The organism is Salinispora oceanensis (genome assembly GCF_000383575.1).
GTDB lineage: Bacteria > Actinomycetota > Actinomycetes > Mycobacteriales > Micromonosporaceae > Micromonospora > Micromonospora oceanensis.
In genome coordinates, this window is the sequence record NZ_KB911579.1 from 2223674 (window position 1) to 2235753 (window position 12080).

Annotated in this window: 13 protein-coding genes; 10 read left to right on the forward strand and 3 right to left on the reverse strand. The window is 70.0% G+C overall.

Annotation, left to right across the window (positions count from 1 at the left end):
• Positions 1–12: 12 nt before the first annotated feature.
• From SALPAC4_RS0110470 to SALPAC4_RS0110480, 3 genes are all read right to left on the reverse strand, one after another.
• Positions 13–444, reverse strand: coding sequence for a hypothetical protein (locus tag SALPAC4_RS0110470; protein WP_018730864.1), 432 nt, complete (start codon positions 442–444; stop codon positions 13–15).
• Between the two features lie 168 nt (positions 445–612).
• Positions 613–1818, reverse strand: coding sequence for a cation:proton antiporter (locus SALPAC4_RS0110475; protein WP_018743625.1), 1206 nt, complete (start codon positions 1816–1818; stop codon positions 613–615).
• A gap of 5 nt (positions 1819–1823) precedes the next feature.
• Positions 1824–2324 (reverse strand): cation:proton antiporter regulatory subunit, encoded by a 501-nt coding sequence (locus SALPAC4_RS0110480; RefSeq protein ID WP_018723681.1) that lies wholly within the window; start codon positions 2322–2324, stop codon positions 1824–1826.
• Between the two features lie 171 nt (positions 2325–2495).
• On the opposite strand from SALPAC4_RS0110480, the gene clpB reads away from it, so the two are divergent.
• The 10 genes from clpB (at position 2496) to SALPAC4_RS0110530 (ending at position 11996) form a co-directional block, all read left to right on the forward strand.
• Positions 2496–5087, forward strand: coding sequence for an ATP-dependent chaperone ClpB (gene clpB, locus SALPAC4_RS0110485; protein WP_019870282.1), 2592 nt, complete (start codon positions 2496–2498; stop codon positions 5085–5087).
• A gap of 95 nt (positions 5088–5182) precedes the next feature.
• Positions 5183–5809 (forward strand): DUF4178 domain-containing protein, encoded by a 627-nt coding sequence (locus SALPAC4_RS0110490; protein WP_019870283.1) that lies wholly within the window; start codon positions 5183–5185, stop codon positions 5807–5809.
• The gene (locus SALPAC4_RS0110495) at positions 5810–6316 is read left to right on the forward strand and encodes a DUF2617 family protein (RefSeq protein WP_019870284.1); all 507 of its coding nucleotides are present in this window, start codon (positions 5810–5812) and stop codon (positions 6314–6316) included. It begins immediately after the preceding gene.
• Positions 6313–6738: a DUF4247 domain-containing protein gene (locus SALPAC4_RS0110500; RefSeq protein ID WP_019870285.1), complete on the forward strand. Its 426-nt coding sequence runs from the start codon at positions 6313–6315 to the stop codon at positions 6736–6738. Before SALPAC4_RS0110495 ends, SALPAC4_RS0110500 begins: the two co-directional genes overlap by 4 nt.
• A 36-nt stretch (positions 6739–6774) precedes the next feature.
• Positions 6775–7200, forward strand: coding sequence for a DUF350 domain-containing protein (locus SALPAC4_RS0110505; protein WP_018730857.1), 426 nt, complete (start codon positions 6775–6777; stop codon positions 7198–7200).
• A 47-nt stretch (positions 7201–7247) separates the two neighbouring features.
• Positions 7248–7976, forward strand: coding sequence for a hypothetical protein (locus SALPAC4_RS0110510; RefSeq protein ID WP_019870286.1), 729 nt, complete (start codon positions 7248–7250; stop codon positions 7974–7976).
• 2 nt (positions 7977–7978) lie between these two features.
• Entirely contained in the window at positions 7979–9538 is a 1560-nt protein-coding gene (locus SALPAC4_RS0110515) for a polyamine aminopropyltransferase (protein WP_188116867.1), read from the forward strand.
• Between the two features lie 93 nt (positions 9539–9631).
• Positions 9632–10444, forward strand: coding sequence for a hypothetical protein (locus SALPAC4_RS0110520; RefSeq protein WP_033664974.1), 813 nt, complete (start codon positions 9632–9634; stop codon positions 10442–10444).
• 99 nt (positions 10445–10543) lie between these two features.
• Positions 10544–11179, forward strand: coding sequence for a hypothetical protein (locus SALPAC4_RS0110525; protein WP_027644744.1), 636 nt, complete (start codon positions 10544–10546; stop codon positions 11177–11179).
• 7 nt (positions 11180–11186) lie between these two features.
• Positions 11187–11996 (forward strand): SDR family NAD(P)-dependent oxidoreductase, encoded by an 810-nt coding sequence (locus tag SALPAC4_RS0110530; protein ID WP_019870290.1) that lies wholly within the window; start codon positions 11187–11189, stop codon positions 11994–11996.
• The last annotated feature ends 84 nt before the right edge of the window (positions 11997–12080 follow it).

Here is a 12080-nt window from a genome sequence, read left to right on the forward strand (position 1 = left end):
CGGCCCACCCAGTCAGGGGAGGCGGCGGTTCTCCCGGACCAGTCCCCCCTCGCACCAGTCGCGGTAGACGAAGACATCCGGCTGGGCCAGCAGGATCCGGCTGTTCTGCGCCCAGGTCCGCATCGGTTCGTCCCCCTCCCGCTCGGCCCGCTCCACCAGCTTCCAGAAACGCCGCTTCGGATGGGCCCGAAACTTCGTTCGGATCCCGTCTGCGGCATAGATGTAGAGGCAGTGCAGCGCGAAGCGGCGGGCCGGGCAGGCCGGATCCATTGCCAGGTCGAAGAGGGTCGCTACCAGTCCGTTGCCGGCGACCAGGAGGTCCCAGTCCTGTGGCATGGAGGTCAGCGGCACCGAGTCGGGATGGTAGGCCCAGGCCCGGAGCTCCGCCGGTGACGGGTCAACCGGGTTCGTGAAGCCGCGGAACGTCGAATCCTGCCCACTCACCGGCCAACCCTCCGCTCTCGACCTGGGCGACGGCCGTGTACCCCTTTCCGCTGTTGGGCGGCAACGGTAACGGAGGCACGCCAGCGGCGGTAGCCCTCACCGGGGCGGATTCGCTCGCCATCCGGCCCGCCGGTGGCCCGCGCCGGGCAGGCCACCGAGGCGGGCGGATCAATCCCGGACGGGCACCGGCCGGGCCTGCTGCTTGGCGGCGCGTTGCCGTAGCCAGCTCTTGAACCAGTCGAGGTCGGGCACCCGGGCGAGCGTCGGCCCGACGACCACGGTGATCAATACGTACGCCGTGGCGAGCGCGGCCAGTTGCGGATCGACACTTCCGGCCGCCACCGCCAGCCCGGCGATGACGATGGAGAACTCGCCGCGCGGTACCAGGGTGAGCCCGGTGCGCCAGCGACCTGGCTCAGCGATGCCGGCCCGGCGGGCGGCGAGGTAACCGGTGAGCGTCTTCGTGCCCATCGTCACCACCGCCAGCGCGAGCGCCGGCAGCAGCACCGGTGGGATGTCGCGCGGGTCGGTGACCAGCCCGAAGAAGAGGAAGAACACCGCGGCGAACAGGTCCCGCAGCGGCGTCAGGAGTTCGGTGGCATGGTGTGCGACCGGTCCGGAGATCGCGATGCCGACCAGGAACGCCCCGACCGCGGCCGAGACCTGGAGCTTCGCGGCCACCCCGGCGACCAGCAGGGTTAGGCCGAGCACGCCCAGGAGCAGCGCCTCAGGATCGCGGGCCGACATGACGTTCGAGATGGTTCGGCCGTACCGGATCGCCACCACCAGCACGATCAGCACCGTGGCGACCGCGACGGCGAGCGCGGCGCCGCCGGCGACCAGCCCGGCCCCGGCCAGGACGGCGGTGAGCAGGGGTAGGTAGAAGGCCATCGCCAGGTCTTCGATGACCAGCACCGACAACACCACCGGGGTCTCCCGGTTGCCGAGCCGGCCCAGGTCACTGAGGACTTTCGCGACCACGCCGGAGGACGAGATCCAGGTGATTCCGGCGAGCACGATCGCAGCCACCCAGTCCCAGCCGAGCAGCAGTGCGAAGGCGGCGCCGGGCAGCGCGTTGAGCAGCCCGTCAATCAGCCCGGCCGGTGCCGCGGCGCGGAGGTTGCCGACCAGCTCGCTGGCGGAGTATTCCAGGCCGAGCATGACCAGCAGGAGGATCACGCCGATCTCGGCGCCGATCGCGAAGAACTCCTCGCTGGCTTTGAACCCGAAGACTCCGCCGTGCCCGAAGAGGAGCCCGGCGAGCAGGTAGAGGGGGATGGGGGAGAGCCCGATCCGTCGGCTGAGCCGGCCAAGGAGCCCGAGCAGGAACAGCAGTGCGCCGACTTCGATGAGCAGTGTGGTGGTGTCGTGCATCCGCCTCAGCCGTCCGGGTCGCCGTCGGCGAGGATGGCAGTCACCCCGTCGAGACCCTGGCGAGTCCCGACCACAACTACGACATCACCGGCCGCGAAGCGGAATGAGGGTTCTGGGGAGACGATCACCTCGCCGTGGCGGAGCACCGCCACGATCGAGGCACCGGTGCGGGTGCGCGCCTTCGTGTCGCCGAGTTTGCGGCCCACGTACGACGAGGCCGCGGGGATGGCGACCTGCTCGGTCAGTAGCCCAGCCGCCTGCTCCCGTAGCCCGGAGAGCTGGCCGAGCAGCAGTGACGCGCCGAGGATGTCGGCGAGTGCCTCGGCCTCGTCGTCGGTCAGCGGAATGTCGGCCTGGCAGGCGTCGGGATCATCCGGGTCGTAGAGAACGAGATCTCGCCGGCCGTTGCGGTGGGAAACCACCCCGAGTCGCCGTCCGGACTCCGTCATCAGATCGTGGCGGACACCGATCCCCGGAAGGGCAGTCTGTTCGACACGTACTCGCACGTGGTCAAGGCTACCGCGCGCGGCGGGTCCAGATGATCGAGCAGGATGCGGGCGCCGGTGCGCAGTGGGACACCCGAACGGGTGAGCTACTTCACACGGCTGAAGTTGAGCGGAATGGGCTCAACTTTGGCAGTGTCCGTATCAGTGGACACGCCGACCCCGGGGGAGCCCATGAACAGCGAACGTCTCACCACGAAGAGCCGCGAGACCATCACCGGCGCCGTCACTCTCGCCGGTCAGCGCGGACACGCCACTGTAGAGCCGTGGCACCTGCTGTTGTCCCTGCTGGACACCGCCGGGTCAACCGCGGTCGGACTGCTGCGCGCCACCGGAGCCGACCCCGACGACCTGCGCCACACCGCCGAGCGCGCGGTAGCCGCGCTGCCCGTCGCGCGCGGGTCCAGCGTCGCCGAGCCGACCCTGGCCCGGGAGTTCGTCAACGCCATCGGCGCCGCCGAACAGATCGCCCGTCCGCTCGGCGACGAGTACACCTCGACCGAACATCTGCTCGCCGGCCTGGCCCGGGTGGGCGGCGCGGTGTCGACGGCGCTCCGGACCGCCGGGGCCACCGAAGAGGCCCTGGTGGCCTCGTTCCCTACCGTGCGGGGCGGGGACCGTCGGGTCACCAGCGCCGACCCGGAGCAGACCTACCAGGCCCTCGCGAAGTACGGCGTTGACCTGACCACCAGCGCCAGGGACGGCCGGATCGACCCGGTGATCGGCCGGGACACCGAGATTCGCCGGGTGATCCAGGTGTTGTCTCGGCGGACGAAGAACAACCCGGTCCTGATCGGCGAGCCGGGCGTCGGCAAGACCGCGATTGTCGAGGGCCTGGCCCAGCGGATCGTCGCCGGTGACGTCCCCGAGTCGCTCCGGGGCAAGAAGCTGGTCTCCCTAGACCTCGGCGCGATGGTGGCCGGTGCGTCGTACCGGGGTCAGTTCGAGGAACGACTGAAATCCGTGCTTGAGGAGATCAAGAACTCGGATGGCCAGGTCATCACCTTCCTGGATGAACTGCACACCGTCGTCGGTGCCGGTAAGGGCGAGGGCTCGATGGATGCCGGCAACATGCTCAAGCCCATGCTGGCCCGGGGTGAGCTGCGGATGGTGGGAGCGACCACACTGGATGAATACCGCGAGCACATCGAGTCCGACCCGGCCCTGGAACGCCGCTTCCAGCCGGTGCTGGTCGGTGAGCCGACCATCCCCGACACCGTCGGCATCCTGCGGGGTCTCAAGGAGCGGTACGAGGTGCACCACGGAGTACGGATAACCGACGCTGCGTTGGTCGCCGCCGCCACCCTGTCCGACCGTTACATCACCGACCGGTTCCTGCCGGACAAGGCCATCGACCTGGTTGACGAGTCCGCGTCCCGGCTCCGGATGGAGATCGACTCCCGGCCGGTTGAGGTGGACGAGATCGAACGGGCGGTGCGCCGGCTCGAGATCGAGGAGATGGCGCTGGCGAAGGAGGCGGACGCGGCCTCCGTCGAGCGGCTGGAGCGGCTGCGCAAGGAACTGGCCGACAACCGGGAGCAGCTCACCGCCCTTTCTGGGCGCTGGCAGACCGAAAAGCGGCACATCACCCGACTCTCGGCGGCCAAAGAGGACCTGGAGCGGCTCAGCGGGGAGGCCGAGCGCGCCGAGCGCGACGGCGAGCTGGAGCGCGCCGCCGAGCTGCGGTACGGGCGCATCCCGGCCCTCAAGGCCGACCTGGCCCAGGCGGCGGAGGAGCTGACCCGGCTCCAGGCGGACGGCGCGATGCTCAAGGAGGAGGTCGGCGCGGACGACATCGCCGCCGTGGTCGCCTCCTGGACCGGCATCCCCGCCGGCCGGCTCCTCGAGGGTGAGACGGCCAAACTGCTGCGGATGGAGGAGTCGCTGGGCGAGCAGGTGGTCGGCCAGGCCCGCGCGGTGGGCGCCGTCGCCGACGCGGTCCGGCGAGCCCGCGCCGGCATCGCGGACCCAGACCGCCCGACCGGCAGCTTCCTCTTCCTCGGCCCGACCGGCGTCGGCAAGACCGAGTTGGCCAAGGCGCTCGCGGGGTTCCTCTTCGACGACGAGCGGGCGATGGTGCGAATCGACATGAGCGAGTACGGCGAGAAGCACGCCGTCGCCCGCCTCGTCGGTGCCCCACCCGGCTACGTCGGGTACGAGGAGGGGGGCCAGCTCACCGAGGCGGTACGTCGCCGGCCGTACTCGGTGATCCTGCTCGACGAGGTGGAGAAGGCCCACCCGGACGTCTTCGATCTCCTCCTCCAGGTGCTCGACGACGGCCGGCTCACCGACGGCCAGGGCCGCACGGTGGACTTCCGCAACGCCATCCTGATCCTCACCTCCAACCTCGGCTCGTCGGTGGTGGGTGACCTCACCGTGGCGGAGGAGCAGCGCCGCGAGGGCGTCCTGGCGGTGGTCCGGTCGCACTTCAAACCGGAGTTCCTCAACCGCCTCGACGACACCGTGGTCTTCGCCGCCCTCCAGGGCGAGCAGCTGCGGGCCATCGTGGACATCCAGCTGGACCGGATGCGCCACCGGCTCGCCGACCGTCGGCTGGGTCTGGAGATCACCGACCCGGCTCGGGAGTGGCTCGCCGAGCATGGCTACGACCCGGTCTACGGCGCCCGCCCACTGCGTCGCCTGGTGCAGACCGCCATCGGGGACCAGTTGGCGAAGTCCCTGCTGGCCGGCGCAGTCCGCGACGGTGACACCGTCCGGGTGGACCTGGCGGACGGGAAGGACGCCCTCACCGTGACCGCCGCCTAGGCCCCCTTCCGCACCCGGGTGCGGCTGTCTGCCAGCGCCGCCGAGGTGCACCGGGTTGTTATCGTCTCCGATCGACATACCTGGGGAGGTGGTCGGTGGACGGGTCGGTGGCGTATCTGCTGGCGACGGCGGGCTGCCTGGTGGTGGCGGCCGGGGTGGCGGTCGCCGCATGGGTGCAGCGCCGGACCAGCGGCCGTCCACTCGGTGTGCCGGTCGCCGAAGATCCGCTCCGCGACCGCGACGCGGATGCCCTTCGAGGCGACCCACGGCGTCTCAAGCCCGGGGACCTCGTTGAGGTCTCCGGCGGCGTCACGTACGTGGTGCGTGGCTCCGTCCGGCTGGTGGAGGGTGCGTGGAGCTGGACGGAACACCTGCTCGACGACCCGGACGGCATCCGGCGCTGGCTCTCCGTTGAGGAGGTGCCCGAGCTGGAACTGGTGCTCTGGGCGGCCGAACCCGGCACGACGATCACTCCGGGCGCACCGACCATCGACTTCGCCGGCCGTCGCTACCGCTGGAACGAGTCCGGCCAGGCTCGCTACACCGCGGTCGGCGCCACCGCGCTCGACCCCAGTGGCATCCTGCGCTACCACGACTACCAGGCCGCCGGCGGGGAGCGGTTGTCGTTCGAGGCATACGGCGAGGCGGGCTGGGAGGTGGCCCGGGGTGAGCGGCTGCACCGGTCCGAGGTGATGATCTATCCGCGGGACGAGGTGGCCTGAGTGCTCGTGACCCTGGTCGCCCCCTACGTCGATACCAGCGCTGCCGACCTCAGCCTGGCGCTCGACGACACTCCGCGCCCCGCGCTGCACGTACTCCAGGTCGACCTGCCCGGTGCGGTCCAGGTGCGGCTGCGCCTGCTCGGCGCCTCGCACCAGGTGGTGCTGCGTACCCCGGGCACCGTGCTGACCGAGACGGTGGCGTGCCTGCCCGGCCGCCGTCCCGACCTGCCCGACCGGGTCCAGGACGAGTCCACCGGCTACCGGTTCACCGCCACCGTGCTGCGTCCCGACGACGAGGGCCTGCGGGAACGGGTGGCGGGGCTCCGCGCCGACCTGGCCGATGACCCGTACGCCCTGGTCGGTGTCTTCCCCGGCGACGTTGACGCGGTGACCGCGTTGGCGGTGCGTCCGGGCCGGTCGGGCGGCGCCCTCGGCTGGCGCACCTGGCACGCGTACCCGCAGACCAGAGAGCTGGTCCTGACCGAAACCGTGGTGACTCCCCGATGACGTACCGGCGCTGGTTTGTGATGGGGACGGCGTTCGCTCTCCTCGGCGTGTTGGTCGTGACCATCGCCATCAGCTACGGCAGCTTCTCCCCACGCGGCTTCGTCGAGGACCACTACCAGCGGGCCGCCGCACACGACCTCGGCCGCGAGGCGCGGGCCTACAGCTCGACGAAGCAGCCGAGCCAGGTGGCCCAGGAGCTCACCGACGCCTGGCAGCCGGCGGACCAGTACATCGACAGCACCGGCGTCTACCTGCGCTACGACGACGACTCGGTGGTGATCCGGCCGGTCGACGCGGGCTCACTGATCCTCCTGGAACGGCTTACCACCGCGTACCCGCGCTATCACTCCGTGGTCGGAAGTCACTGGGGCTGGGGTCGGGGCAACACCGTCCGGGGTGGTGGCCCGGGAAGTGGCAAGTAGCACCTCTACCGACCGAACGAATCCGGGAGCGCCCCTGTGTTGCAGACCCTCGTCCTTGACCTGCTGCTCACCCTCGCCTATGGAGTGGTCGGAATCGCCCTCATGGGCGTCGGCTACGGTCTGGTTGACCTAGCCACTCCGGGCCGGCTCAATCAGCTGATCTGGAACGAACGCAACCGCAACGCCGCGCTCCTGCTCGCCTCGAACGTGCTCAGCGTCGGCACCATCGTGGTCGCCGCGATCGTCGCCAGCGAGGACAACTTCCTCGTCGGCCTGACCGGCGCGGCGCTCTATGGGTTCCTGGGCCTGGTCATCATGGCAGCCGCGTTCCTGTTGCTGGACCTCGCCACCCCCGGGCGGCTGGGCGAGATCCTCGTTGACCCGGAGCCACACCCCGCGGTGTGGGTCACCGCCGCCGTTCACCTCGCTGCCGGCGCGATCATCGCCGCCGCGATCAGCTGATGGCGCCGGGGGCAGCGTCGCGAGCATCCTCCGGACAGGGCTGGAGGGTGTGGGGTGGCTTCGCGGTGGTGGCCGTCCTCAGCACTGTGGTCACCGCCTGCGCCCCGACCGAGGACAACAGCCTGGTCGTACCGCCGCCCACCGCCACCGAACAGAACGACACCGTGGCCCTGCTGCGCGACGCCGCCGAGCAGCAGAACATCTGCTACGGCTGGGAGCTCGAGCAGGGAGATGGCGACGTGGTCAGCGCCGGATCGAACCTCGGTGTCGGCATCTCGGTGGTTGACCACCCGCAGTGCCCCCGCTGGCTGCGGGTCGCCGCGACCGTCGACTACACCCCGCAGAGCAGCGAGGTCGAGGACTTCGCCCGGGTGGTGGTCGAGGGGTCACCCGAATTCATCAGCGATCTCTTCGAGCTGGAGACCAGCTTGTCCCGCTTCGGCCTTGATGGAGCGGCCTTCCTCGAGGAACCCGGCTGGGCGGTGACGCGGGCCGCGGTGAGTCTTCCACTCCTTGTCGTCGAACGTGGTGTGGCCAGTCCGGAGCCGGTGGTCACCAGCGCGCCCGTCGCGGCGCCGAGCCCGCTGCCGGCAGCCGGCAGCGACCTGTGGCGGGAGCGTTCCGGTTGGCTGATCGGGGCCACCGGGATGGTCCTGATCGCCGTGCTGCTGGTCGTGGTCGGTCTGATTCAGCGGCGTCGGCAGCGCGACGAGGCGGCGGTTACGGCCCGGCGTGGCAAGGGCAGAGGTTCGACGGGGCCGGTGAAGCGGGCGTGACGGTGGACGTGGACGCGCCGGTCCGGTGGCGACCCGCCCGCGCCGCCGTGCTGGCCGCGGTGTTCGTCTGTGCGGCCTGCGGCCTCGTCTACGAGCTGGCCCTGGTCGCGCTCGGCAGCTACCTGATCGGTGACACGGTCGGGCAGGCGTCGATCGTGCTCGGGGTCATGGTCTTCGCGATGGGTGTGGGAGCTCTCGTCGCGAAGCCGCTGCAGTCGCGGGCCGCTGCCGTCTTCGCCGCGATCGAGCTGGCCCTGGCGCTGCTCGGTGGCCTGTCGGTCCTTGGCCTCTACGCGGCGTTCGCCTGGCTGAACCTGTACCTGCCGGCGCTGGTCGGCACCGCCTTCGTACTCGGACTGTTGATCGGCGCGGAGATTCCGCTGCTGATGGTGCTGCTGCAACGGATCCGCCGGCAGGCGGCCGGCAGTGCGGTTGCCGACCTGTTCGCCGCCGACTACGTCGGCGCCCTCCTCGGTGGCCTGGCCTTCCCGTTTCTGCTGCTGCCCCTCTTCGGCCAGCTCAAGGGCGCGCTGGTGGTCGGTGCGGTAAACGCTGTAGCCGGCCTGGCGTTGGTCTTCACCGTCTTTCGGCGGGAGCTCAGCGGCCGGGCGCGAACGGCCCTAACCGCCGGCTCCGTGCTGGTCGCTGTCTGCCTCGGGTACGCGTGGCTGACCGCCCATGACTTCGAGGTGACCGCCCGCCAGCAGCTCTATCGCGACCCGGTGGTGCACGCGGAGCGCAGCCGCTACCAGGAGATTGTCCTCACCCGGTCGGTGGCCGAGCCCGGTGACCGGACCGACCTGCGCCTCTTCCTCAACGGGGACCTCCAGTTCAGCTCGGTCGACGAATACCGATACCACGAGGCGTTGGTGCATCCGGCGCTCGCTGGTACGCGCGGTGAGGTGCTTGTGCTCGGTGCCGGGGATGGGCTCGCGGTTCGGGAACTGCTGCGCTACCCGGATGTCCGTCGTATCACGGTGGTCGACCTGGATTCGGCGGTGGTGGCGCTGGCCCGCACCGAGCCGCGGCTGCGGCAGCTCAACGGTGGTTCGCTCGATGACCCCCGGGTGCGGGTTCTGCATGCCGACGCGTTCGGGTGGTTGCGGTCCACCACCGAGCAGTTTGACGTGGTCATCGCCGACCTGCCGGACCCGGACGAGACGGCTACCGCGAAGCTCTACTCCGTGGAGTTCTACACGTTGGTCCGGAGCGCGCTGGCCGCCGAGGGCCGGCTGGTTGTGCAGGCCGGTTCCCCGTACTTCGCGCCCCGGTCGTACTGGTCCATCGAGGCGTCACTGCGGGAGGCCGGATTCGCCACGAAGCCGTACCATGTGGACATCCCTTCTTTCGGTGACTGGGGCTTTCTGCTCGCCGCGCCCGGCGATTCACCGCCAATGCTGGCCCTGCCGAAAGACGCGCCGACCCTGCGCTTTCTGGACGTGGCGACGCTGGCCGCCGCCGAGGTGTTCCCGCCGGACCGACGCCGGGTCGACGTGCCGGCGTCAACGCTGTTGCAACCCCGAGTGCTCGAATACGCGCGTGCCGAATGGCGTGGGTACTGAGATCCTCGTACCGTCGTTGTTGGCCCGAGGCCGTACGGTGTGGGCGCGAATGAGGGAAGGAGTCTCGTGGTAAATCCGCAACAGCCCGTACGGGTGCGTCCGGGCGTCGTCACCATTTCCAGTTACCTGCTTATTTTCTATGCCGTCCTGACGCTGACCGAGACGGTCATCGGGCTCACCACCCTGGGCACGGTCCGGGATATCTACCGGGACGCCTACGCGGGCACCGAAGCTGAGGGCACCGAGGGCGTAGTGGTCTTCGTGTTTGTCGCGATGAGCATGGTCGGCCTGCTTTTCGCGGCTGGGTTGGTCGTTCTCGCCCTGCTCAACAACCGGGGGATGAACACGGCCCGGATCATCACCTGGGTGGTCGGGGGAATCGCGCTCTGCTGCACTGGTGTTGGCCTGGCCCTATCCGCGGCGAACAGCGCCGTAGGGGGAGAGACCTCCGATGACGTGGCCAGCCAGGAGGAAATCGACCGCCGGCTGGCGGAAGCCCTGCCGTCCTGGCAGGAACCGGTGCTGACGCTGACCGCGACGCTCGGCGCCATCGCTGTGCTGGTGGCCCTGATCCTGCTTGCGCTGCCGAAGTCGAACGAGTTCTTCCGCAAGCCGCAGCAGCAGTGGGAGCCCCCGGTTCCCGGCACCGCCTATCCCATGGCTCCGGGCGGGCCGGTGTACCCCGCGGCCCCGGGTGCCTCCTACCCCATGACGCCGGGTGCCTCCTACCCCACGGGCCCGGGCCAGCCGGGCTATCCGCAGGCCGATCCGGGTTCGGGTGACCCGGGCCGGTCGGGCTCTTCGGGGGGTGACTGGAGTTCGGGCTCCTCGGGGAACTCGGGCTCGTCCGACCCGGGTGGCGGAGGGCATTCCGGCTCGGGTGGCGGAGGGTATTCCGGCGGGTAGGGCTAGCCGTTAGCCGCCGGCGGCCTCCCCGCCGGAGAACGCGACACAACAGGTCCCTCCGGATAGCGTGCAACCCGACGCCTACCGGAGGGATCAGTTGTGTCGTACCCCGAACCGGCCCGCCGCCCCGCTGCGGTGACCGCGGCTGTCGTGCTGCTGGCGCTGATGGCGGTGGTCGCCGTCGCGTACGCCGTCGCTGGCCTGTTCGTTCTGTTCAGTACGGTCGACGCCTTCCGGTTGGTGGCGGCGGGAAGCGCGGCCTCGCCGGACGAGGTCGATGCGGTGGTCGCGTTGGTCGCCATCTGGACAGTGGCCGGCGCGGTGGTCAGCCTGCTCGCCGGGGTGCTCTTGGCCGCGCTCGCCGCGCTGGTGCGCACTGGCCGTTCCAGTGCGCGGGTAGTGACCTGGGTGGTCGCCGGCCTGGGGGTGGTCGCCGGCTGCTGCGGGCTCACCCTGCTGGGCGGGATGCGGGCGATCCCCCTGCAACCGGCCGAGGTGGATCGCTCCACTGCCGAACTCCTCGCCCAGCTGTCCGAGGCGTACCCGGACTGGTGGATCTCGCTCGGCGCAGGTCTTTCGGTTGGGCAGGTGCTCGGTTACCTTGTGGTAGCAATATTGCTGGCCTTGCCGCCGGCAGCGACCTGGTTCCGTCGGCCTGTGCCTTCCCCGCACATGCCCTATCCGCCTCCGCATCCCCCGCACATGCCGTATCCGCCCCCGCATCCCCCGAGGTGAGACGCTCGTGCCGAGTGACCAGTCGACCACCGAGCGGCGCGCCTTGATCACCGGTGCGACGGCCGGCATTGGCGCGGAGTTCGCGCGCCAGCTGGCCGCGGAGGGCTGGCACCTGGTACTGGTTGCTCGGGACGCAGCCCGACTGGAGGAGTCCGCCGCCGAGCTGACCGCCGAGCACGGCCGAGAGGTCGAGACGATCTCCGCCGATCTGTCCACCGACGACGGATGTGCGGAGGTGGAGCGCCGGCTCACCACGGGCTCCCCGGTCGAGTTGCTGGTGAACAATGCGGGGTTCAGCCTCAACACCCCGTTCTTGCGGTCGTCACCGGAGGACGAGGCGCGGCTGCTCCGGCTCAACGTGCACGCGGTGATGCGGCTCACCCTCGCCGCCGTCCAGCCGATGGCCGAGCGGCGGAGTGGGGCAGTGATAAATGTCTCTTCGGTCTCCGGGTTCGCGCCGGTCATGCCCGGTTCGACGTACCCGGCGAGCAAGGCGTGGGTGACCAGCTTCAGTGAGTCGGTCGGTCTGTCAGTGCGGGAGTTCGGTGTCCAGGTGATGGCCCTCTGCCCGGGCTACACCCGTACCGAGTTCCACGATCGGGCCGGTATTGACCGGTCGAAGATGCCGGGGTGGATGTGGCTGCGGGCGGAGGATGTCGTCACTGAATCCCTGCGTGACCTGCGAAAAGGTAAGTTGGTCAGCGTCCCGGTGTGGAAGTACAAGCTGCTCGTGGCGGCGATGCGGCACGCCCCGCGGCGGCTGGTGAAAGCCTTCTCACAGGACGTCCGGGGGCAGGTTAGCCGCGCGGAACAGTGATCGCCCCGAATCGTCGTTGGCGGTGTCAACGACCCGTTCTGGTTGCGGAGCGTGTTGGTAATTCGCCCGCTGTCACATCGCCCG

What these genes read in the sequence shown, in the direction of transcription:
- SALPAC4_RS0110475 (WP_018743625.1), bottom strand. Translation starts at nt 1,818, where the DNA reads ATGCACGACACCACCACACTGCTCATCGAAGTCGGCGCACTGCTGTTC.
- clpB (WP_019870282.1), top strand. Translation starts at nt 2,496, where the DNA reads ATGAACAGCGAACGTCTCACCACGAAGAGCCGCGAGACCATCACCGGC.
- SALPAC4_RS0110500 (WP_019870285.1), top strand. Translation starts at nt 6,313, where the DNA reads ATGACGTACCGGCGCTGGTTTGTGATGGGGACGGCGTTCGCTCTCCTC.